Genomic DNA, 22,688 nt, shown 5'->3' with positions numbered 1-22,688 from the left:
TCTATCGGCCCCAGAGAGGTTTCCGCCAGCCGGTGTGTGGCAGGGCCGTAAGGGCGGCCCGAGGGGATCAGGGTGCCACGAGGTGAGGAAGCGCCTGCCCTGCGGTGGCCCGGACGTGAACCGAGACCTCGGAGCCGAGTCCCGAGGGGCCCGGGTTCACCTCGACCACCGGGATCCGGGCGTCGGCGGCGAGTCCGGGTAGTGACGCCGCGGGGTGGACCAGGCCGGAGGTGCCGACGACGAGCACCGCCGCGGCCGAGGTGACCGCGTCGACTGCCGCGTCCCAGGGCCGGCCCGGGAGCATCTCGCCGAACCACACGACGCCCGGTCGGGCGCGCCCGCCACACCGGTCGCAGCTCGGCGGGGTGAGGCTGTCGACGGGCTCGGCGGGAGGAGGGCCGACCTCCATCGGAGCGTCGCAGGTGTCGCAGCGGTGGGCGAACAGACTCCCGTGAACGTGGTGCACCCGGCTCGATCCGGCGCGCTCGTGGAGGTCGTCGACGTTCTGCGTGACCACCACGACGTCACGGTGGGCCTGGGCGCGGGCCACCGCGACGTGCCCGGCATTCGGCTCCGCGCCGGAGACCAGGCGCTCACGCCAGCGGTACCAGGCCCAGACGGTGTCCCGGTCGCGTGCCCAGGCTTCCGGCGTGGCCAGTGCGGACGGGTCGTACCGCTCCCACAGGCCGGTCTGGGCGTCGCGGAAGGTGGGCACACCACTCTCGGCGCTCATCCCGGCGCCGCTGAGAACGACCAGAGGCCCGTCGCCGGTGAGGGCGAGACGGGCCTCGGTCAGGTCCTGGTCGGCGACGGGGTGGGGCCCGCTACCGTCGGCGGTCACCGGACGAACGCGGTCCCCACGGTGGGGAAGGCGACGCAGTTGGCGGTCCCGCCCTCCTCCAGGTTCGTGGTGACGCCACCCTGCAGGAGCATGAGAACCTGGCCCGGGCCCGTGTCGGCGACCCCGTTGACGGTGGCGGGGCCGCCCTCGTTGAGGCCGTTGTACCCGAGGACGGTTGTACCGCGACGACCGTTGTTGACGTTGATCCAGTCGACGGTCATGGGCTGGGCCTGCTGGGCCGCGACACCCTCGGTGCCCAGGGCGGTGAAGATGAAACCGAGATGGCCGGGGGCGATGCCGGGCAGCGGCAGATCGGCCGGGCCGGGCACGGCGGTCGCGGCACCGACGGCGGTCTGCTCACCGCCGATGCACTGCTGCATGATCGTGGGGTAGGCGAACTGCGCGATGACCGGGCCGTTCTCGGGAATCGGGGTTCCGGGTTCGCCGGTGCCACGGAAGAACCCGACGGCGCGGGCGATGGTGCCCCGGGTCTCCTCGGGGATCCACTGCTGCTCGGCGAGGTTCTCGATCGCCTGGAGCACGGGCTCGGTCGGGCGCCCCAGTTCGTCGAGCGACTGCGCGCTGGCGGTGGCGGGTGCGGCGAGACCGACCGCGACGGCGGCGACGGCCCCGAGACCGATGGTCCGGAACGAGGTCCTGAGCGAGTGGCGGATCACTGGCGAGTCCATTCTTCGGATGGGCGGGCGGACCGGCGGACGGGCCGACCGGTCGACCGCTAGATATTCTCATAAGTGTCCCGAGTCACGGGCACCGGGAGTCGGGCAGACGCGCGTTCTGGTGCTGATGTTACAGAAGTTATACGTGATGTAAATAACACACAGGGCGTCCGCACTGTCGGGGTGGTCTCAGGATGGGGGGATCGTCCGGATCAGCGGGTAAAGTGGATCCGCACGCGCGCTCGACCGGACGCGCCTGTGGATCGCGGCTGACTAGCGCCGTCGATTCCAACCACCAGCCCGGCGGCCCACGAGCCGCCCCGGGCGCCCGTAAGCCTCCGAGGGAGAACCCAGCGTATGGCCTTGACCGAGTTCCGCAACGTCGCAATCGTCGCCCACGTCGACCACGGGAAGACGACACTCGTCGACGCGATGCTGCGCCAGTCCGGCGCGTTCGACGAACGCGCGGAGCTCGTGGACCGGGTCATGGACTCGGGCGATCTCGAGCGTGAGAAGGGCATCACGATCCTCGCCAAGAACACCTCCGTGCGACGACACGGCGCGGGTGCGGGTGGCGCCGACCTCGTCTTCAACATCATCGACACCCCGGGCCACGCGGACTTCGGCGGCGAGGTCGAGCGTGGCCTGAACATGGTGGACGGCGTCGTCCTGCTCATCGACTCGTCCGAGGGGCCGCTGCCGCAGACCCGCTTCGTGTTGCGCAAGGCGCTCGCCGCCTCCCTGCCGGTCATCATCGTCGTCAACAAGACCGACCGGCCGGACGCCCGGATCGACGAGGTCGTCGAGGAGGCCCAGGACCTGCTCCTCGATCTCGCGGCCGATCTGGAGGACCCCGCCGCCCAGGCCGCCGCCGAGCACGCGCTCGAGCTGCCCGTGGTCTTCGCCTCCGGCCGCGCCGGCAAGGCGTCCACCACCCAGCCGGCCAACGGCCAGGAGCCGGAGGGGGAGAACCTCGACGAGCTGTTCGCGCTCCTCTACGACGTGATCCCCGCCCCCCGCGGGGACGCCGACGCCCCGCTGCAGGCCCACGTCACCAACCTGGACGCCTCCAACTTCCTCGGCCGTATCGGTCTGGTGCGCATCCACAACGGCCGTCTGCGCAAGGGGCAGCAGGTCGCGTGGATCCACAATCTGCCGGGCGGCGAGCAGGAGACCAAGTCCGTCAAGATCTCGGAGCTGCTCAAGACCGACGGTGTCGAGCGGGTGCCCACCGAGGAGGCCGTCGCCGGTGACATCGTCGCGGTCGCCGGTATCAGCGACATCATGATCGGTGACACGCTGGCGGATCCGGAGAACCCGGTCGCCCTCCCGGCCATCACGGTCGACGAGCCCGCCATCTCCATGACCATCGGCGTCAACACCTCGCCCCTGGCCGGCCGGAACGGCGGCAAGAAGCTCACCGCGCGCATGGTCAAGGCGCGCCTCGACCAGGAGCTCGTGGGCAACGTCTCGCTCAAGGTGCTCGACACCGAGCGGCCCGACGACTGGGAGGTGCAGGGTCGTGGCGAGATGGCGCTGTCCATCCTCGTCGAGACCATGCGCCGCGAGGGGTTCGAGCTCACCGTCGGCAAGCCGCAGGTGGTCACCAAGACGATCGACGGCAAGCTCCACGAGCCGTTCGAGCACATGACCATCGACGTCCCCGAGGAGCACCTCGGCGCCGTCACACAGCTCATGGCCGCCCGCAAGGGCCGCATGGAGCAGATGAGCAACCACGGCTCCGGCTGGGTGCGCATGGAGTTCACCGTCCCCGCACGCGGCCTCATCGGCTTCCGGACCACCTTCATGACCGATACCCGGGGTGCGGGGATCGCCAACTCGTACTCCGCCGGGTACGAGCCGTGGGCCGGGGAGATCCGGGCCCGGCACACCGGTTCGCTGGTCGCGGACCGTGCGGGCAAGGCCACCACCTTCGCGCTGCTCGGGTTGGCCGACCGCGGTGACTTCTTCATCGAGCCCGGCTCCGAGGTCTACGAGGGCGTCGTCGTGGGGGAGAACCCACGCTCGGAGGACATGGACGTCAACATCACCAAGGAGAAGAAGCTCACGAACATGCGTGCGGCCTCCTCCGACGCCACCGAGACGCTGTCCAAGCACAAGAACCTCTCCCTCGAGGAGGCCATGGAGTTCTGTGCCGTCGACGAGTGTGTCGAGGTGGCCCCCGAGGTGGTCCGCGTGCGCAAGGTCCTGCTCACCGCCAACGAGCGGGCCAAGGCCCGCAGCCGGTCCAAGTCGCGCGACCAGCAGACGGTCGGCTAGACCGGAACCAGATGACGACGAGGGGGGCGTCGGTGCGCCGGCGGGGTGCCGCCGCGGTGTGCGCCGCGCTGGCCCTCGTCGTCGTCACCGGGTGCGTCGCCGACCCGCCCCCACCGGCGGTGGTGGGCGAGGAGCGCACCGACGGCGCGTCGGTCACCCTCACGGAGGACGGTCTCCTGCTCGCACTGAACCGGGTGGACCCGGGGTTCAACCCGCACCTCCTTGCCGACCAGGGCGTGGACACCGACCTCGTGGCCTCGCTGCTGCTGCCCAGCGCGTTCGTCCCGGGCCCCGGTGGCGAACAGACGCTCAACCGGGATCTCCTGGTCTCCGCCGCGCGGGTCCCCGGAGCCCCCTCGACCATCCGGTACACGATCGATCAGCAGGCGCAGTGGTCTGACGGTGTCCCCGTCGCGGCCGAGGACTTCGAGTACCTCTGGCGGCAGATGACCACCCAGCCCGGCGTGGTCGATCCGGCCGGGTACGAGAGGATCGTGGAGGTCCGTTCCGGTGCTGGCGGCAAGGTCGTCGACGTGGAGTTCGACGTCGTGCCGGAGCACTGGCGGGGCCTGTTCACCCACCTCCTCCCCGCGCACATCCTCAAGGGTGCGCCCGACGGGTTCCAGGGTTCGATGCAGTTCCTGCCCGTGACGAGCGCGGGTCCGTTCATGGTCCGCACGGCCGACATCGGCCGGGGGCAGATCGAATTCGTGCGCAACGACCGGTACTGGGCCCGCGCGCCCGAGGTCGACCAGATCGTCGTGCGACGGGCCACCGGAGCCGGCCAGCTCGGGGAGTCGCTGAGGGGCGGTCCCGGGGTGATGGCGATCGTCTCGGCGAACCCGGTGGCGGCGGACGTGGCCGCCACGGTCCCGGGAGTGACCACCGCGCCCCTGGAGAGCGCGGCCCAGCTCGAACTCGGGCTGAACACGGTCGCGCCGGCGGTGGCCGATCCGGCGGTCCGTCGCGCGGTGGCCGCGGCGATCGACCCCGAGGTGGTGGGGCGCATCGTCACGCGGGAGGCCGATCCGTCCGTGTCGTCCTTCCCGTTCCCCGCGGGATCGGCCGATACCGTCACCGCTGACGCGGACGCCGTCGAGCGCGAGCTGGGCGACGCCGGCTTCACCCGCACGGGCACGCGCTGGCGACGTGACGGGACCCCGCTGGCCGTGACCCTGGGGGTCGAGGGCGCGGACGAGCGGGCCGTGACCGCTGCCTACACCGTCGCCGACCAACTGCGCTCTGCGGGGATAGGCGCCCGGGTGTGGGAGCTGGACGCGACCGCCCTGTACGCGGACGCCCTCCCACACGGGCTCGTCGACGGCGTCGTGGGCTGGCAGCGGACCGACGGACGGCCCGAGGTCGCCGCGGTGTCGCGCTTCGCCTGCGCGACCCCCCCGGCCGCCACCGGGACGACGACCGCGGTCCCGTCCCGCACGCCGACGACCGTGTCGAGCCTCATCCCGCCCGACCCGGACACGGGGGAGACCCCCGATCGACGGACGAGTGCCACCACCACCGTCACCACGACGCCCACCACCCCCTCGCGCACACTCGGCCGCGGCGCGGCCGCGCGGGCCGGTGACGTCACCGGAGTCTGTGACCCCGAGATCAACCGGGCGCTCGGCGTGGCGGGGCCGGGAGGTCCGTCCGGTCAGGGCGCCCCGCCCGCCCCGGGTGCCGCGGTCGATCTCGCCGCCGCGGGCGACAGGGTCGCCGAACTGGCCCTGCGGGTGCCGCTCGTGCGGCCGGCCCTGCTTCTGGCGGCCGACGGGGTCGACGTGAGCGGGACGGAGCCGGCCCCCGACGACCCGGACCAGAGGCCGGCCACCGACGTGTTCGACACCGCACCCGCCTGGAGGAGGACCGGATGACACCGACCACCGCGACCCCGCCCGCCGACGGCGTGCGCGCCCTGTTCGTCCACGCCCATCCCGACGACGAGGCGATCACGACCGGCGGCACGATCGCCGCGCTGGTCGCCGCCGGTGCCGACGTCCGGGTCGTCACCTGCACGCTCGGGGAGGAGGGCGAGGTACTCGGCGAGGAATTCGCCGGCCTCGTCGCGGACCGCGCCGACCAACTCGGCGGATACCGGATCGGCGAGCTGGCGGGTGCCCTGCGCGCCCTCGGGGTCGACCGCACCCGCTTCCTCGGCGGCGCCGGCCGATGGCGCGACTCCGGGATGGCGGGGACCCCCTCGGCCGACCACCCGCGTGCGTTCGTGGGGTCGGGCAGGGAGGCGGTGAACGAGGTGGTGGCCGTCCTCGACGACTTCAGGCCCCATCTCGTGGTGACCTACGACCCGCGGGGCGGCTACGGCCACCCCGACCACATCCGGGCCCACGAGGTGGTGCACGCCGCCATCGAGGACGCCGCCCACCGGCCGGAGCGCGTGGCCTGGACGGTCACCGCGCGGTCGGAGACCACCCGGACCCACCCTGCGCCGCCCGCGCACCTGCGGCACCCGGAGTCCGGCGAACTGCCGTCCGTCCCGGACTCGAGGCTGACCCACCGCGTCCCGCTGGACGACGCCGACTACGCCGCCAAACTGGCCGCCCTGACCGGACACGCCACCCAGCTCGAGCTGGTGCCCGGCCCGGAGGGGGAGCCCTGGTTCCTCGCCCTGACCAACGGGGTCCTGCAGTCCGTCCCCCAGGTGGAGTGGTACATCGCCCGTGACCGCGCCGAGGACGACGGACCGTACGTCACGTGCCCGGCCGGGTCGGCGCACCTGCTCGACGGGCTGGGCGGGGAGCGACCATGACAGCCGCGGCGCAGAGCGCGCAGGGGGCCTCCGTGGTACCGCGTGCGCGGGCGGCTTCCGTCGCCGAGTTGGGGACTGCGCTGGTGCTGCTCGCGATCGGTGCGGCGGCAAGCTGCGTGCTCGCCTCGGCGTGGCTGACCATGTATGTCGGTCTCGTGCCGGTCCCGATCAGTGTCCTCGCCGCCGGGGCGTGGTCGCTGTTCCTGGTGCGGGTCGGGTCGATGTGGTCGCAGCGGAAGATCGTGGCGGCGTTCCCCGCCCTCGTCTGGATCCTCACGTTGGTCGCGATCAATCTGGGCCCCGGGGGAGACATGCCCGTGCCGATCGGACTGCGCGGGCTCGCCCTCCTGGTGTTCGGGGGTCTGGTCCCGCTGTGGATGGCCACGCTGTGGCCGTCACCCGCGTCGGACGCCCATCGACGGTGAGACACGGCCCCCGGGCTCTCCGGTGTGGTGCCACACGTCGGTGATCCCCGGCGTCAGCGCCTCGGCGAGCGCCCACGCCTCGTCGGCGCCGATGTCGACCACCGAGTAGACGCCGTTCCCGGCCGGTGTGGCCGCGGAGACGGTCGCGACGCGCGCCGTGCGCTGGAACACCGACTGGGTGACGGTCCAGCCGATGATCCCGTCCGCCTCGAGAACGGATCGCTTGGCGGTCCACGACCCGTTCGAGGTCACCAACACCTCCGGCAGTAGCGCGTGTCCGAGCATGCGGATACGGTCCACCGACAGCACCACGAAGAACACCAGTGCGGCGGGGATGCCCCAATGCACCCAGATGTCCGCCGACGGGCCCGAGTCGATCCGCACCAGCACGATGATCCCGGCGACGATCCAGAACGGGAGCAGGCCCCGGGTGACCCGCCGACGGGAGGCCTTCCACGGGTGCCGCCGCAGCGGGACGGTCACCGGCGTCTCGTTTCCGAGGATGCGGATCGCCACCCGACGCACGTCCGCGATCGGCGCCTGCGGCAGCAGGGTCGACGCGGTGGCGCCCTTCTTGGTGCCGGTCATAATGGGTTCCAGCCGGCCGCCGCCGAGCATCCGCAGGTAGACCGGCAGCCGCATCTCCACGCCGCGCAACCGGGCCTTGTCGAGGGCGATGTGCTTGCGCCGCAGGATGCCGTTCTGGACGTAGAGCAGCTGGCCCCGGTCGGTCAGCGCGTACTTGCCGTACCGGATGGCGTAGGTGATGATCGCCAGCACCCCGGCGACCAGCCAGATCGCGACCCCCTTGCCGACGAACGCCCAGGGTTGCCCCAGTGAATCCAGCCAGTCGATGGTCCCCTCGACCACCGCCAGGTCCATGATGCGGTCGTGCATGTCGCCCATCTGCCAGGTGATGAGCCACAGGGAGAACAGCACGCCGAACCCGATGAAGGAGAACGGCGCGAACCGCGACCAGGTGACCTTCCACCGGGCGATGTCCTCCCCGTATTTCGACCCCCACTGTTCCTCGTCCTCCACGTCGAGCGAGGGGTCCATGGCGCGTCGGTGTTTGAGGAGCTCGTCCCGCAGCGGGTCGACGAGTGTGGTGTCGATGGCGTCGAGGCGGAACCGCTCGGCGTCCGACTTCCCGGAGTCGGCCCGCCCGGTCCCCACCTCCACGATCGAGACCTTGAGGACCCGGTGGAACAGGTCGGACTCGGTGTCGACGCTCCGGATGCGCTGACGGGCGACAGTGACCACCTGTCGACTGAAGAAGCCCTTCTTCAGGATGATGTGGGTGCAGCCGACCTGATAGCTGGTCGACAGCCACCGCAGGACACCGCTGAGGATCACCAGCGAGACCACGATAATCTCGAACCAGTAGTTGCTCCGGTTGGAGCCCAACCACAGGGAGATGAGGAACAGCGGGAGCAGACGGGTCAGCATGCCCAGCGGGTACACGAGCAGCATGCGCCAGGACAGGCGCTGCCACGGGGCCTCCGGGTCGATCTTCTCCCCGATCGCGGGTTCGTCGGCCGAGAGGACCTCTTCCGCCGGTTCGGCTTCCGGAGCCGGGGCGATGCCAGCGGAGGTGACGCCCTCGTCGTCGTCGTCGTCGTCCGACCCCGCCGTCACCCCGGCCGCCGTCTCGGGCCCGGTCACGTCCCGTCCTCCGAGTCCAGGTTGGCGATCGCGATGAGGTGCTGGGCCAGCGCCTCGGCGTCGGCCAGGTTGAGCCCGCGGATCTCCACCGTGCCCTGGGCGGACGCGGTGGAGGCGTTGACGGTCGCCAGGCCGAACCACCGCTCGAACAGCGTGCGCGTCGTGTAGACGGTCTGCAGACGGGCCAGCGGCGCGATGCGGAACTGGGTGGTCCACCACCCCTTGCGTGAGCACACCGCCGTGTCCGAGACGTCCCACCGGGCCACGATGTAACGCCACCACGGCGCCACGACGATGCCCATGAACGCGAACGGCACCGTCACCGCCAGCGCCACCCAGTTCCAGAACGCCATGACGTTGTCGCCCCAGAAATACCAGCCGACCTGCAGGCCCGCGAGGACCGCCCAGGACCAGATCCCCTCGATCACGAAGAGCAGCGGCGTGCGCTTCTCGATCCGGTGCCGCGGCGCGGTGACCAGCACCCGGTTGTTCGTCAGCAGTGCATCGCCGGTGTCCGGCAGTTCGCCGCCGGCGTCCCGCTCGTCGAGCGTCGGGCGCGGCGCGCGGAGCGCGTGTGCACCCCCGTCGGCTGCGGCCGGGCTGGACACCAGGGGGTCCCCGTTCGTGCGGAGGGGGACTGCGTGATCGGGCATGACGGTAAGACTAGTGGGCGGGAGCACGCGTCAGGCCCCTGACCACCCGTGGAGCACCGGCCGCTCGCCACGCACGCGAGGTGGGGCATCATCACGGGCATGGATCACGCACCGAACCCCGCCGATCCCCGGCCCACGGCGTCGGCCATGCGGCGCGCCCTGCGCCGGGCCTCCGACGGGCTCACCCTGGACGTCACCGAGGCTGCCGTGCTGCTCGCCGCGCGGGGCGAGGACCTGGCGCGGCTGACCTCCCTCGCCGCCGGCCGCCGGGACGCCCGCCTCGTCGACGAGGGGCGCCCCGGGGTGGTGACGTACTCCCGCAAGGTGTTCGTCCCGCTGACCCGCCTGTGCCGGGACCGCTGCCACTACTGCACGTTCGTCACCGTCCCCGGCAAGCTCCGGGCGGCGGGCGAGGGTATGTTCCTCGACCCCGACGAGGTCATCGACCTGTGCCGCCGCGGCGCGGAGGCCGGGTGCAAGGAGGCCCTGTTCACGCTCGGCGACCGTCCGGAGGACCGGTGGCCCGAGGCCCGGGAATGGCTCGAGTCCCGCGGCTTCTCCTCGACGCTGGACTACGTGCGCGCGATGGCGATCCGGGTGCTCGAGGAGACCGGGCTGCTGCCGCACCTCAACCCGGGCGTGATGAGCTGGTCCGAACTGTCCACCCTCAAGCCGGTCGCCCCGTCGATGGGCATGATGCTCGAGACCACCGCGAGCCGGTTGTTCACCACCCCGGGCGAGTGCCACCACGGCAGCCCGGACAAGGACCCGGCCGTCCGCCTGCGCACCCTCACCGACGCGGGTCGCCTCGCCGTGCCGTTCACCACCGGGATCCTCGTGGGGATCGGCGAGAACCGCACCGAGCGCGCCGAGAGCCTGCTCGCGCTGGCCGGGCTCGCCCGCGAGTTCGGTCACCTGCAGGAGGTGATCGTCCAGAACTTCCGCGCCAAGCCGGACACCGCGATGCGCGCCGCGGACGACGCGGACACCGACGAGTTCCTCGCCGCGATCGCCGTCGCCCGACTGGTGCTCGACCCGCGAGTGGCGGTGCAGGCCCCGCCCAACCTCGTCGACCGCGACGACGTACTGGCCCTGATCGACGCCGGTGCGGACGATCTGGGCGGCATCTCTCCGCTCACCCCGGACCACGTCAACCCCGAGCGGCCGTGGCCGCACCTCGACGAGCTCACCGCCGACCTCGCCGCGCGCGGGTGGACGCTCACCGAACGACTCACCGCGCATCCCCGCTACGTCGGTGCGGGAGACGCGTGGATCGACCCGCGGGTGGCGGGCCACGTCCGTGCGCTGGCGGACCCGTCGAGCGGGCTCGCCGTGGTGGGGGACGACGACGAGGTGGTGCAGCCGCAGGGACGGCCCTGGCAGGAGCCCGACGACGACTGGGACTCGAGCGGACGGACCGATCTGCACACGGCGATCGACTCCGAGGGCCGCAATACGGACACCCGGTCGGACATCGGCGAGGCCTTCGGCAACTGGGACGTCATCCGGGCCCGCGCGGCGGGACTGGGGGCGGCGGCACTCGTCCCCGAGCGGGCCGACGCCGAGGTCGTGGCCGCGCTGCGCGCCGCCGAGGCGGACCCCGCCGGCCTCACCGATGAGCAGTACCTCGCGCTGGCCACCGCCACCGGGGACGGCCTGGCGGCCGTCGCGGGGCTCGCCGACCGGATCCGCGCGGACGTGGTGGGGGACACCGTCACCTACGTCGTCAACCGGAACATCAATTTCTCCAACATCTGCTACACCGGTTGCCGCTTCTGCGCCTTCGCCCAGCGCAAGGGTGATGCCGACGCGTTCTCGTTGTCCGCCGCCGAGGTCGCCGACCGCGCGTACGAGGCGTACGTATCCGGAGCGTCCGAGGTGTGCATGCAGGGTGGCATCGACCCGGACCTGCCGGTGTCCGGGTACGCCGACCTGGTCCGCGCGGTCAAGGAGCGGGTGCCGTCCATGCACGTGCACGCGTTCAGCCCCATGGAGATCTCCAACGGCGCCTCGCGGTCGGGCGTGGGGGTCCGGGAGTGGCTCACCGAGCTCCGTGCGGCGGGGCTGGACACCATCCCCGGTACCGCGGCGGAGATCCTCGACGACGAGGTGCGCTGGGTGCTGACCAAGGGCAAACTCCCCGCCTCCGAGTGGATCGACATCGTCACCACCGCCCACGAGGTGGGGCTGCGGTCGAGTTCGACGATGATGTACGGCCACGTGGACACCCCGCGCCACTGGGTGGCCCACCTGCGGACCCTCCGCGGGATCCAGGAACGCACGGGCGGCTTCACCGAGTTCGTCCCGCTGCCCTTCGTGCACCGCAGCGCGCCGCTGTACCTGGCCGGCGCCTCACGGCCCGGACCGACCCGGGAGGAGAACGTCGCGGTCCACGCCCTGGCCCGCATCATGCTGCACGGGGCGATCGACCACGTGCAGACGAGCTGGGTCAAGCTCGGGGTCGCGGGGACGCGGACCATGTTGCGATCCGGCGCCGACGACCTGGGCGGGACCCTGATGGAGGAGACCATCTCGCGGATGGCCGGCGCAGAGAACGGCTCGGCCAAGACCCCGGAGGAGATCGAGGAGATCGCCACCGGGATCGGACGCCCGGTCCGCCGTCGTGACACCGTCTACGGACCCGCCCACCGACCCGTCGGGGTGACCGTCGTCACATAGGTCGATCGGCTCGCGGGGCGGCTTCCGCATCCGCGTGGCCTGTGACATACGATTCAGGTCATACCGCTACGAGGAAGGTGGCTGACGTGACCTACACGATCGCAGAGCCGTGCGTCGACGTGATGGACAAGTCCTGCGTCGAGGAGTGTCCTGTCGACTGCATCTACGAGGGTGGACGGATGTTGTACATCCACCCCGACGAGTGCGTCGACTGCGGGGCGTGTGAGCCGGTCTGCCCCGTAGAGGCCATCTTCTACGAGGACGACGTCCCGGACGAGTGGACCGAGTACAACGCCGCGAACGCGGACTTCTTCGTCGAGCTCGGATCGCCGGGCGGCGCGGCCAAGGTCGGCAAGGTCGACTACGACCACCCGATGGTCAAGGCGCTCCCGCCCATGAACCAGGAGTGACCCCGGTGGTGTCGCGCCCGGAGCGTCGACCGCCCGGGCGCGCGCTCCCGGTGTTCCCCTGGGACACCCTCTCGGACGCCCGCTCGCGCGCCTCCGCCCACCCGGACGGTCTCGTCGACCTCACCGTCGGTACGCCCGTGGATCCGGTCGCCCCGGTGATCCGCGAGGCGCTCGCCGCAGGCTCGGACCGGCCCGGGTACCCCACGACCGTCGGCACCCCTGCTCTGCGCCGGGCCGCGGTCGACGCGCTTGAGCGTCAGTACGGCGTCACGGGTCTGACGCCCGACGCCGTCCTTCCGGCGATCGGGACCAAGGAGCTCATCGCGGGCCTGCCCGCCCAGCTCGGGCTGGGGCCGGGCCACACCGTCGTCGTGCCCGAGGTCGCCTACCCGACCTACGAGGTCGGCGCTCTGCTGGCGGGCGCCACCGTTGTCCGGGCCGACTCGCTCACGCAACTCGGCCCGTCCTCGCCGACGCTGCTGTACCTCAACTCGCCGTCGAACCCCAGCGGCAAGGTGCTCGGCGTGGACCACCTGCGCAAGGTGGTCGGCTGGGCCCGCGACCGCGGCGTGATCGTGGCCTCCGACGAGTGTTACCTCGGACTGGTGTGGGAGGGCGAGGCGCCCTCGATCCTCGATCCGCGTGTCTGCGACGGCGACCACACCGGTCTCCTCGCACTGCATTCGCTGTCCAAGACCTCGAACCTGGCGTCGTACCGCGCCGGGTTCGTCGCGGGTGATCCCGGCCTGGTCGCCGAGCTGCTCGAGGTGCGCAAGCACGCCGGGATGATGATGCCGCTGCCCGTCCAGGCGGCCATGACGGTCGCCCTGGGCGATGACGCCCACGAGGCCGAGCAGCGTGAGCGGTACCGGGCCCGCCGTGCACGCCTGCTGCCCGCGGTCGAGGCGGCCGGGTTCCGGATCGACCACTCCGAGGCCGGCCTGTACCTGTGGGCCAGCCGCGACGAGGCATGCCGCAACACCGTGGACTGGTTCGCCGAGCGCGGCGTGCTCGTCGCGCCGGGCGAGTTCTACGGGCCCGCCGGGGCGCGACACGTCCGCATCGCGCTCACCGCCACCGACGCCGCGGTGGACGAGGCCGTGCGCCGACTGGGCTGAGCAGGCCGCCCGCGCCGCCCGGGCTTCCGCGTCGCCCACCGCCCGGCCGCCCGCGTCGCCCGGCCGCCCCATCGAGAAGGACGTTCCGCGCACCGCCTCTCGGGCGATGTGTGCGGAACGTCCTTGTCGACGGGGGGTGACGCCGCCGATGAGCGTCGGCGTCAGTCGTTGGCGTGCAGATCCGCGTTGAGCTCGACGCCCTCGCGCTTCCACGGCACCGCCTCGACGGAACCGGTCAGTGAGTTGCGCCGGAAGAGCAGGTTGTCCATGCCCGAGAGCTGGCCGGCCTTGACCGGTTCCCGCTCGGCCCAGGCGCCCGCCCGGACGTCCACCTTGGTGCCGGCGGTGACGTACAGTCCGGCCTCGACCACGCAGTCGTCGCCCAGCGAGATACCGACACCCGAGTTGGCCCCGAGCAGGCAGCGCTCACCGATCGAGATGGTCTCCTTGCCGCCGCCGGAGAGCGTGCCCATGATGGAGGCGCCGCCGCCGACATCGGAATCGGTGCCGACCACGACGCCCGCCGAGATGCGGCCCTCGACCATCGACGCGCCCAGCGTGCCGGCGTTGAAGTTGACGAACCCCTCGTGCATGACCGTGGTGCCCTCGGCCAGGTGGGCGCCCAGGCGGACGCGGTCGGCGTCGGCGATGCGGACTCCCGACGGGACCACGTAGTCCACCATGCGCGGGAACTTGTCCACGCCGTACACCGTGACCGGGCCGCGGGCCCGAAGCTTGGCGCGCACCAGCTCGAAGCCCGGGACCGCGCACGGTCCGAAGTTGGTCCACACGACGTTGCTCAGCTTGCCGAACAAGCCGTCCATGTTCGCGAAGTGCGGCTTGATCAGGCGATGGCTGATCAGGTGGAGCCGGAGGTAGGCGTCGTAGGCGTCGGCCGGCGGCTGGGTCAGGTCCTCGATCTCCACCCGCACTGCCACCGTCTCGACCCCCCGGTCGGCGTCGGGGCCGGTCAGCGGCGACAGCTCGGCGGGTACCTCGTCGCCGGACAGTACCCGGTGACCGCCGGCGGACGCGGCGCCCAGCTCCGGCTCGGGGTACCACACGTCGAGAACGGTGTGGTCGGACGTCAGGGTGGCGATTCCGGTGGCCACGGCTCCATGTGCACTCATGGCCCCGATGCTAGCGGTCTGCCCGGACGGGCACGGGTCACGGGCAACTAGGGTGGGGGCCGTGACCGCCGCCCTCGATCTGACCGCAGACCCGGTCGACCTCACCCGCGCCCTCGTCGACATCCCCAGTCCCTCACGGGAGGAGGATGCGATCGCCGCCGCGGTCCACGATGCTCTCGTCGCGACCGTCGCCGGGTTCACCGGGCCCGCCGCCGGCCGGACGGAGGTGGTCCGCGACGGTAACCGGGTCCTCGCCCGTACCTCCCGGGGCCTCCCGACCCGGGTCGTGCTCGCCGGACACCTCGACACGGTCCCCCTGGCGGACAACGTCCCGTGCAGGGTCACCGGCGAGGGGACGGACACGGTACTGCACGGGTGCGGGACAGTGGACATGAAGTCCGGCGACGCGGTGTTCCTGCACCTGTTCGCCGCCCTGGCGGACTCCGACGAGCTGGCGCACAATCTCACCCTGGTGCTCTACGACTGCGAGGAGATCGAGGCCACGGCCAACGGTCTGGGTGTCCTCGAACGCACGCACCGCGACTGGCTGGCGGGGGATGTGGCGATCCTCGGCGAGCCGACCGGCGGGCTCATCGAGGCCGGCTGCCAGGGGACCCTGCGGATCCGGGTCCACGCCCGCGGCGTGCGGGCCCATTCGGCGCGGAGCTGGCTGGGCGACAACGCCGTGCATCGACTCGCGCCGGTGCTGGGGGCGCTCGCGGCCTACGAGGCCCGGTCGGTGGACATCGACGGGTGCGTCTACCGCGAGGGGCTGCAGGCCGTCCGCATGTCGGCGGGGGTCGCCGGCAACACGGTCCCGGACGAGGCCTGGCTCGACGTGAACTTCCGATCCGCCCCGGACAGGGACACCGATGCCGCCCTCGCGCACGCCCTCGACGCACTGGGGCTGACCGGTCTCCCACGTGTGGCGGAAGGGGAGACCCCGCCCGCCGAGCCCGGTCTGTACTGGGAACTCACGGACCTCTCGCCGGGGGCGCTGCCCGGTCTGGGGGCCCCGGCCGCGGCGGAACTCGTCCGCGCGGCCGGCGGGCGGGTCCGTGCGAAGTACGGGTGGACCGACGTGTCCCGTTTCGCGGCCCTGGGCATCCCGGCGGTCAACCTCGGCCCCGGCGACCCCGGCATGGCCCACAAGCGTGACGAGTACTGTCCGGCGGCACAGATCACCGAGGTCGGCAGGGTGCTGCGCACCTACCTCACCGGCTAGGGCGGCGGGAGCCCCGGGATCGCCCATGTCCCGGGTACCGCCACTCCCGGCCCCATCCCCAGATCATCGAAGGAGACCCCCGGCCCATGGCCCCCAACGACCCCGTGCACATGCGAGGCCCCGTCCTCGTCCGTCGTGAGAAGGGTGGCGAACACACCACCACCGACCAGCGGCTGCTGGACAAGAACCAGGACACCGACTGGCTGCACACCGACCCGTGGCGGGTGCTGCGCATCCAGAGCGAGTTCGTCAACGGCTTCGGCGCGCTGGCCGAACTGTCGGACGCCGTCAGTGTGTTCGGTTCGGCCCGCACCCGGCCCGGGGACCCGGCGTACGAGCAGGCCGTGGAGCTCGGCCGTGCGCTGGTCGAGGCCGGCTACGCAGTCGTGACCGGTGGCGGGCCCGGACAGATGGAGGCGGCGAACAAGGGGGCGTGGGAGGCGGATGGTGAGTCTGTCGGTCTCGGGATCGAGTTGCCCCACGAGCAGGGCCTGAACCGGTGGGTGGACCTGGGTCTGCACTTCCGCTACTTCTTCATCCGCAAGACGATGTTCGTCAAGTACACGCAGGCCTTCGTGTGCACGCCGGGTGGGTTCGGCACCCTCGACGAGTTCTTCGAGGCCATCACCCTCGTCCAGACCGACAAGATCACCAGGTTCCCGATCGTGCTGCTCGGCGTGGACTTCTGGGCCCCGCTGACCGACTGGATCCGCGGCACTCTGGCGGAGGAGGGGATGATCTCCGCGTCCGATCCCGACCTGTTCCTGGTGACGGACTCCGTGTCGGAGACCGTGGAGTACATCCGCGAGGCCCACCACAGGGCGGCGCTGACGTCCGAGGAGCGGGAGGACCTGTACGGCGAGGAGCACCGCGGGGTCGAGCGGTGACGGCCCCGGTCGCCGGTCGCCGTGTCTGCGTCTACTGCGCCTCCTCCACGTACGACCCGGAGTTGCTGGCCATCGCGACGGAGGTGGGGGAGGGCATCGCCAGACGCGGGTGGTCGCTCGTCTCGGGCGGCGGCAACGTCTCGATGATGGGTGCGCTCGCCGAGTCGGCCCGCGCGGGTGGCGCACGCACCGTCGGTGTGATCCCCGAGGGGCTGCGGGTCCGCGAGGTCGCCGACACCGCGGCCGACGAACTCGTCGTCGTCACCACAATGAGGGAACGCAAGCGGGAGATGGAGGAGCGATCCGACGCCTTCCTCACCCTGCCCGGCGGGATCGGGACCATGGAGGAGATGTTCGAGATGTGGACCTCGGCCTCCCTGGGCTTCCACCACAAGCCGGTGGTGCTCTATGACCCGATCGGCTTCTACCGCCCTTTGCTGGACTGGGTCGGAGGGTTGGCGGAAGCCGGATTGGTCAAACCCGAGGCGCTGGCGCACCTGGTCGTGTGCGACGACCTCGAGGCCGCGCTAGACGCCTGTGGAGGTCGCCGGTGATCGCCGCCGGTCCCGGTGTCGGCCCGGCGCCTGTCCCCGCGCCCACACTGTGTGGCCGCCCGGTCCCGGTCGACCGCCCGCTGGTGATGGCGATCGTCAACCGTACGCCGGACTCCTTCTACGACCGTGGGGCCACGTTCACCGACACGGCGGCGATGGCGCGGGTCGACGAGGTGGTGGCGGCCGGCGCGGACATCCTCGACATCGGCGGCGTCAAGGCCGGGCCCGGCGACCTCGTCGACGCCGCGGAGGAGACCCGCAGGGTCGTGCCGTTCGTGCAGGCCGTGCGTGACCGTCACCCGGGCGTGGTGATCTCGATCGACACCTGGCGGGGCGAGGTCGCCCGGCGCGCGTTGGCGGCCGGGGCGGACCTGGTCAACGACACGTGGGAGGGTCACGATCCCGGCGTCCTCACCGCGGCGGGGGAGGCGGGAGCCGGGTTCGTCTGTTCGCACACGGGCGGTGCGGTGCCCCGGACGCGGCCGTTCCGCGTGGGGTATGCCGATGTCGTGTGCGACGTCGTCGACGAACTCACGGCGGCCGCCGACCGCGCGCTGGCGGCCGGTGTCCCGCCGGACGGCATCCTCGTCGACCCCACCCACGATTTCGGCAAGAACACCTTCCACGGCCTCGAGTTGTTGCGACGGATGGACGAGATCGTGGCGGTCGGGTACCCGGTCCTCATGGCGCTGAGCAACAAGGACTTCATCGGTGAGACCCTGGACGCGGGCGTGGACGATCGCGCGGAGGGCACCCTCGCGGCGACCTCGGTCGCGGCCTACCTCGGTGCGCGGGTATTCCGCACCCACGACGTCCCGGGGACACTGCGTGCCCTCGAGATGGTGTCGTCGATCGTGGGGACGCGCCGACCTGCACGAACCGTACGCGGCCTGGCGTGACTTGCCACACCGCCCCGGGCGGGCCGTGTGCCAGACTGGTCGCGGCGCTAGTCACTACAGGAGGGGAGCACGGGAATGCTCACCATCGTCGTCTACGTGGTCGTCACCCTGGTCGTCGCGGCGGGGCTGTTCGGGCTGTCGCTCGTGGTGTTCGGCCGTTCCGAGGTGCTGCCGCCCGTGGACCGGGACCACACGGTCACCCACCTGCCGGACGGGGCCCTGGCCGGTGATGATCTCCGGTCGGTGCGATTCGGCATGTCGGCCCGTGGATACACCATGGCAGAGGTCGACTGGGCACTCGAGCAGGCGGCGGTCGAGATCGACCGGCTCCGGGCCCTGTTGGGCGAGGACGTCACCATGGCCGGGGACGCCGCGGCGAACGGGGCGCAGAACGGGGTGGACGGTCGTCCCGCTACGGCGTCCGGACGCGGCCGGACGCGCTAGAATCGACATCATCCACTCAGCAGTACCGATCGTGGGCACGGGCGCCCGTACAGTGCGCCGCCCCGCGGACAAGGACGAAGGGAAACGACTCGATGGCGGCTATGAAGCCCAGGACCGGTGACGGACCGATGGAGGCGGCCAAGGAAGGCCGTGGGATCGTCATGCGCGTCCCTCTGGAGGGTGGCGGGCGTCTCGTCGTCGAGCTGACCCCCGATGAGGCCAAGTCGCTCAGCGAGGAGCTGTCGCAGGCCATCTCCTGATCTCGTCGCCCCACCGATGCCGGCGCATCCGACCCTCGTGGCGGGTGCGCCGACTCATATCCCGGAAGGTCCTCGTCGATGTCCGCCGTCCCCGGCCGTCCCCTGCCCTCGGTCCGTGTCGTCTCCGGTCCCGTCCCCGATGCCGCGATGGCGGTCGTCACCCGCGCTCCCGAGCCCGGTCGCGTGCCTCTGGGGCGCGCCGACGAGGCGCGGGTCTCCGTCCACGACGGGCGTCCGGTGGTCGAGGTCGAGTTGGACGACTCCACGCCCCGTCCGGGCTGGTCGGGGACGGTGGATCACGGTCTGGCTCACCGGCGGGTGGGCGCCGCGCTGGCCCGCCACGCACGGGACTCGCGGGCCAAGGGGCCGATGACCGTCGCCGTGCCCCGGGCCCTACCGGCGGACCGGGTAGGCGATCTGGTCATCGGGTACCTCCTGGGTGCGCGGGGCCAGGACGTCTTCGCCGCGGACCCCGCACCGGTCGTTCCCGATCTGGTCGTGGAGGTGGCGGCCGGTCCGGGCAGTGGCGACGACGACGAGGTGATCGTCGCCCGCGCGGTGGCGGCGGCCGAGGAGGCCGCCCGGGCCACGGCGATGGCGCGCGATCTCGCCGGGGCCCCCTCCGATCTGAAGACACCCGAGTGGCTGGTGGCCCGGATGGCCGAGGCGCTGGGCGCGGCGGGCATGCGGACCGAGGTCATCGAGGGAGACGGGCTGGTCTCCGGCGGGTTCGGCGGCGTGCTCGCGGTGGGCGGGGGCTCGGCGGCCGGCCCGCGCGTGCTGGTGGCCCGTCGCCCCGGTCCGGGCCCGCGGGTGCTGCTGGTGGGCAAGGGCATCACCTTCGACACCGGGGGGATCTCGGTCAAGCCCGCCGACGGGATGCATCTCATGCGTACGGACATGGCGGGCTCGGCCGCGGTCGTGGCGGCGGCCGCGGCGTTCTGTTCGGACGGGTCGCCCGGGTACGCCGACGTCGACCTGACCGTGGTGGTGCCCTCCGCCGAGAACATGCTGTCCGGTTCCGCCTACCGCCCGGGTGACGTCGTCACGCACGTGGGCGGAACGACGTCCGAGGTCACGAACACCGACGCGGAGGGCCGGATGGTCCTCGCCGACGCGCTCGCCCACGGCATCGCCGAATGCGACCCGGAGGTCGTCGTGGACGTGGCCACCCTCACGGGTGCGATGAAGGTCGCGCTGGGGATGCGCACGGGAGCGGTCATGGCGAACGACGACGACCTCGCCGACCGGGTCGCCGCGGCGGGGGCGGCGGCGGGGGAGCGATGGTGGCGGCTGCCGCTCCCCGACGATCTGCGCCCGGCAGTCCGCTCCGATATCGCCGACCGTCGGCAGGCCCCCACGGGGCCGGGTGCCATCACCGCGGCGTTGTTCCTCGAGGGTTTCGTGGACGGTCGGCCGTGGGCGCACCTCGACATCGCCGGGCCGGCCCGCTCGTCCGAGGAGATCGACGAGGTCGGGCCGGTGGCCACCGGGTTCGCTACGCGCACGCTCATGGCGTTGCTCCGCGACCTCGCGGACCGGCCCCGCCCGTGAGTTCCTCCCCGTCAGCACCTGCGGGCTCGGGGCCGGCCGCCCTCGACCGCGTCGTGCCGCTGTTGCGCTGCCCGGTCTGCGGACAGGGTATGGAGGCCGTGGACCGGGCGGTGGTGTGCGCTGCCGGGCATTCGTTCGACCGGGCACGGCAGGGGCACCTCAGCCTCTTCGGTCCCCGCGGCCGGCGCTTCCCCGGCGACGGTGCGGACCAGGTCGCGGCGCGCGACCGGGTCCTCGGCTCGGGACTGTTCGACCCCCTCGTGGCGATCCTCGCCGGAGTCGCCCGCGAGGCGCTCGCGCCCGGGGCCGGCGGCGTCCGCTCGGGATCGGCCCGACCGGTGGTGCTCGAGCCCGGCGCCGGCACGGGCTTCTACCTCGCCGGGGTCGTCGACGCGCTGGCGGGGGCCGGGCGGTCGGCCGGCGCGCTCGGGGTCGGCACGGAGATCTCCACCGCGGCAGCGCGCCGTCTCGCCAGGGTCCACGATGACGTCGCGGCGCTGGTCGCGGACACCTGGGACGGACTCCCGCTCGCGGACGACTGCGTCGATCTGGTGCAGGTGGTCTTCGCCCCGAGGAACCCCGCGGAGTTCGCCCGGGTGCTCCGGCCGGGTGGCACGTTGGTCGTCGCCGTTCCCGGGCCGGGCCATCTCGAGCCGCTGCGTTCGGCCGGCGGCATGCTGGAGCCGGCCCCGGACAAGTCGGACCGCCTGGACGCGGACCTCGCCGACCACTTCCGCCCCGGCCCGGTGCGTACCGTCGACGTGCTCACCGAGGTCCCCGCCCCGGTGGCCGTGGATCTGGCCCTCATGGGGCCGAGCGGCGTCCACCTCGACAGGTCCGGGCTCGAGGCCCGGTTGGGCCCGCAGGACCGCCCGGTCCGGATGCACATCGAGGTGCACACCTACCGGGCGCTGCCGGCCGGCGCGCCTGTAGAGCCCGGGGGGCCTCTACAGCAGTGAGGCGTACATCCGATGGGTCTGCTCGGCGATCGCCTCCCACGAGAACCGGGTACGGGCCCGCTCCTCGCCCGCCCGTCCCATCCGGGCGGCCTTGCCCGGGTCCGCCACCAGGTCGTTGACGGCAGCCGCGAGCCCGGCCTCGAATGCGTCGGTCGCGGATGCGTCGTAGTGGACGAGGGTGCCCGTCTCGCCGTCGACGACCACCTCGGGGATCCCGCCGACATCGGACGCCACGACCGCCGTGTCGCACGCCATCGCCTCCAGGTTGACGATGCCCAGTGGCTCGTAGACCGACGGGCAGGCGAAGACCGTCGCGGCGGAGAGGATCTCGATGACCTCCTCGCGCGGCAGCATGTCGCGCAGCCAGAACACACCGTCGCGGGTGGACTGCAGGTCCGCCACCAGCGACTCCATCTCGGCGGCGATCTCGGGGGTGTCCGGGGCGCCGGCACACAGCACCAGCTGGGCGTCAGGGTGGAAGTCCCGGGCGGCGCGCACCAGATGCGGCACGCCCTTCTGCCGGGTGATCCGGCCGACGAACGCGACGATCGGCCGGTCCGGGTCCACCCCGTTCCGGCGCAGGACCGAGCCCTCGCCGGCGAAGGTCTCGACGGGTGACCACACGGAGGTGTCGATGCCGTTGAGGATCACGTGGATGCGGTCCGGGTCGATCTCGGGGTAGACGCGCAGGATCTCGTCCTTCATCCGGGCGCTCACCGCGACCACCGCGTCGGCTCCCGCGAAGGCGGTGCGCTCCGACCACGACGAGACCCGGTATCCGCCGCCGAGCTGCTCGGCCTTCCACGGCCGGCTGGGTTCCAGCGAATGCGCGGACACGACGTGCGGGATGCCGTAGAGCTGCCCCGCGAGGTGCCCGGCAAGCCCCGTGTACCAGGTGTGGGAGTGGACGAGGTCCGCGCCCTCGGCCGCGACGCTCATGCGCAACCCGGCGGAGAGAGTCTGGATCGCGGGGTTGGCGTCCGCGCCCAACTCGGGATCCGGTCGGAAAGCGCGGGCGGTGTCGCGGTCGGCCCCCATGCACAGCACGTCCACCTCGCACAGCGGCCGTAGGTTGGCCACCAGTTCGGTCACGTGCACTCCGGCACCGCCGTAGACCTCCGGCGGGTACTCCCTCGTCATCATCGCTACTCGCACACCGGCCAAGGTAGTCGCTCGGGCCCCCGCCCGAGGCGTGCCCGGCGAACACCGCCCGACCGCGGGGTTACGGTTCGGTACTGGGCGGGGGCAAACCGCACGATGA

21 protein-coding genes are annotated in these 22,688 nt (G+C 72.1%); 15 read left to right on the top strand and 6 right to left on the bottom strand.

Annotation, left to right across the window (positions count from 1 at the left end; genetic code table 11):
* Positions 1-67: 67 nt before the first annotated feature.
* Positions 68-841 carry an NAD-dependent deacetylase gene (locus NR111_RS02180; RefSeq protein ID WP_374210673.1) on the bottom strand — a complete coding sequence of 258 codons (774 nt, stop codon included), beginning with the start codon at positions 839-841 and terminating at the stop codon, positions 68-70.
* Positions 838-1,518 carry a hypothetical protein gene (locus NR111_RS02175; RefSeq protein ID WP_082924021.1) on the bottom strand — a complete coding sequence of 227 codons (681 nt, stop codon included), beginning with the start codon at positions 1,516-1,518 and terminating at the stop codon, positions 838-840. Before NR111_RS02175 ends, NR111_RS02180 begins: the two co-directional genes overlap by 4 nt.
* Positions 1,519-1,875: 357 nt before the next feature.
* Between NR111_RS02175 and typA the strand changes: the two genes are divergently transcribed.
* The 4 genes from typA to NR111_RS02155 are packed head-to-tail and all read left to right on the top strand — an operon-like array spanning position 1,876 to position 6,990.
* Positions 1,876-3,798 carry a translational GTPase TypA gene (gene typA, locus NR111_RS02170; RefSeq protein ID WP_067718464.1) on the top strand — a complete coding sequence of 641 codons (1,923 nt, stop codon included), beginning with the start codon at positions 1,876-1,878 and terminating at the stop codon, positions 3,796-3,798.
* An 11-nt stretch (positions 3,799-3,809) separates the two neighbouring features.
* Positions 3,810-5,672 (top strand): ABC transporter substrate-binding protein, encoded by a 1,863-nt coding sequence (locus NR111_RS02165; RefSeq protein WP_256819726.1) that lies wholly within the window; start codon positions 3,810-3,812, stop codon positions 5,670-5,672.
* On the top strand, positions 5,669-6,565 hold the full coding sequence (mshB, locus tag NR111_RS02160; RefSeq protein ID WP_256819724.1) for an N-acetyl-1-D-myo-inositol-2-amino-2-deoxy-alpha-D-glucopyranoside deacetylase: 897 nt from the start codon (positions 5,669-5,671) through the stop codon (positions 6,563-6,565). Before NR111_RS02165 ends, mshB begins: the two co-directional genes overlap by 4 nt.
* Entirely contained in the window at positions 6,562-6,990 is a 429-nt protein-coding gene (locus NR111_RS02155; RefSeq protein WP_256819723.1) for a hypothetical protein, read from the top strand. Before mshB ends, NR111_RS02155 begins: the two co-directional genes overlap by 4 nt.
* Here NR111_RS02155 and NR111_RS02150 read toward each other — a convergent pair.
* Together NR111_RS02150 and NR111_RS02145 are read right to left on the bottom strand one after the other, a co-directional pair.
* Positions 6,961-8,655, bottom strand: a complete 1,695-nt coding sequence (locus tag NR111_RS02150) for a PH domain-containing protein (RefSeq protein WP_256819722.1) — start codon at positions 8,653-8,655, stop codon at positions 6,961-6,963. The genes NR111_RS02155 and NR111_RS02150 overlap by 30 nt on opposite strands.
* Positions 8,652-9,308, bottom strand: a complete 657-nt coding sequence (locus NR111_RS02145; protein ID WP_096905226.1) for a PH domain-containing protein — start codon at positions 9,306-9,308, stop codon at positions 8,652-8,654. The genes NR111_RS02150 and NR111_RS02145 overlap by 4 nt, the downstream gene beginning before the upstream one ends.
* 99 nt (positions 9,309-9,407) lie before the next feature.
* Here NR111_RS02145 and NR111_RS02140 point away from each other — a divergent pair, with 99 nt between their 5' ends.
* The 3 genes from NR111_RS02140 (at position 9,408) to dapC (ending at position 13,515) form a co-directional block, all read left to right on the top strand.
* Entirely contained in the window at positions 9,408-11,987 is a 2,580-nt protein-coding gene (locus tag NR111_RS02140; protein ID WP_256819719.1) for a bifunctional FO biosynthesis protein CofGH, read from the top strand.
* 86 nt (positions 11,988-12,073) lie between these two features.
* Positions 12,074-12,397: a ferredoxin gene (fdxA, locus tag NR111_RS02135; RefSeq protein ID WP_067718452.1), complete on the top strand. Its 324-nt coding sequence runs from the start codon at positions 12,074-12,076 to the stop codon at positions 12,395-12,397.
* Between the two features lie 5 nt (positions 12,398-12,402).
* Entirely contained in the window at positions 12,403-13,515 is a 1,113-nt protein-coding gene (dapC, locus tag NR111_RS02130) for a succinyldiaminopimelate transaminase (protein ID WP_256819716.1), read from the top strand.
* Between the two features lie 161 nt (positions 13,516-13,676).
* Here the strand turns inward: dapC and dapD are convergent, their stop codons facing one another.
* Positions 13,677-14,645 (bottom strand): 2,3,4,5-tetrahydropyridine-2,6-dicarboxylate N-succinyltransferase, encoded by a 969-nt coding sequence (gene dapD, locus NR111_RS02125; protein WP_256819714.1) that lies wholly within the window; start codon positions 14,643-14,645, stop codon positions 13,677-13,679.
* A 52-nt stretch (positions 14,646-14,697) separates the two neighbouring features.
* Between dapD and dapE the strand changes: the two genes are divergently transcribed.
* The 8 genes from dapE (at position 14,698) to NR111_RS02085 (ending at position 21,427) form a co-directional block, all read left to right on the top strand.
* Positions 14,698-15,870, top strand: a complete 1,173-nt coding sequence (gene dapE / locus NR111_RS02120; protein ID WP_374210676.1) for a succinyl-diaminopimelate desuccinylase — start codon at positions 14,698-14,700, stop codon at positions 15,868-15,870.
* A gap of 86 nt (positions 15,871-15,956) precedes the next feature.
* On the top strand, positions 15,957-16,757 hold the full coding sequence (locus NR111_RS02115) for a TIGR00730 family Rossman fold protein (RefSeq protein WP_154827906.1): 801 nt from the start codon (positions 15,957-15,959) through the stop codon (positions 16,755-16,757).
* Positions 16,754-17,311, top strand: coding sequence for a TIGR00730 family Rossman fold protein (locus NR111_RS02110; RefSeq protein WP_256819712.1), 558 nt, complete (start codon positions 16,754-16,756; stop codon positions 17,309-17,311). The genes NR111_RS02115 and NR111_RS02110 overlap by 4 nt, the downstream gene beginning before the upstream one ends.
* 86 nt (positions 17,312-17,397) lie before the next feature.
* Entirely contained in the window at positions 17,398-18,210 is an 813-nt protein-coding gene (folP, locus tag NR111_RS02105) for a dihydropteroate synthase (RefSeq protein ID WP_256819828.1), read from the top strand.
* Between the two features lie 75 nt (positions 18,211-18,285).
* Entirely contained in the window at positions 18,286-18,654 is a 369-nt protein-coding gene (locus NR111_RS02100) for a DivIVA domain-containing protein (protein WP_256819711.1), read from the top strand.
* Positions 18,655-18,746: 92 nt separating this feature from the next.
* The gene (locus tag NR111_RS02095) at positions 18,747-18,914 is read left to right on the top strand and encodes a DUF3117 domain-containing protein (RefSeq protein WP_067718434.1); all 168 of its coding nucleotides are present in this window, start codon (positions 18,747-18,749) and stop codon (positions 18,912-18,914) included.
* A gap of 78 nt (positions 18,915-18,992) precedes the next feature.
* Positions 18,993-20,468, top strand: a complete 1,476-nt coding sequence (locus NR111_RS02090; RefSeq protein ID WP_256819710.1) for a M17 family metallopeptidase — start codon at positions 18,993-18,995, stop codon at positions 20,466-20,468.
* On the top strand, positions 20,465-21,427 hold the full coding sequence (locus NR111_RS02085; protein ID WP_253702169.1) for a putative RNA methyltransferase: 963 nt from the start codon (positions 20,465-20,467) through the stop codon (positions 21,425-21,427). Before NR111_RS02090 ends, NR111_RS02085 begins: the two co-directional genes overlap by 4 nt.
* Here the strand turns inward: NR111_RS02085 and glgA are convergent.
* Positions 21,416-22,582 carry a glycogen synthase gene (gene glgA / locus NR111_RS02080; protein WP_067718426.1) on the bottom strand — a complete coding sequence of 389 codons (1,167 nt, stop codon included), beginning with the start codon at positions 22,580-22,582 and terminating at the stop codon, positions 21,416-21,418. The two genes, NR111_RS02085 and glgA, sit on opposite strands and share 12 nt — an antisense overlap.
* Positions 22,583-22,688 lie beyond the last annotated feature (106 nt).

This window comes from Dietzia sp. Die43 (genome assembly GCF_024519835.1).
GTDB lineage: Bacteria > Actinomycetota > Actinomycetes > Mycobacteriales > Mycobacteriaceae > Dietzia > Dietzia kunjamensis.
Note: the sequence above shows the minus strand (reverse complement) of the source record. Positions and strands in the feature narration are given on the sequence as shown.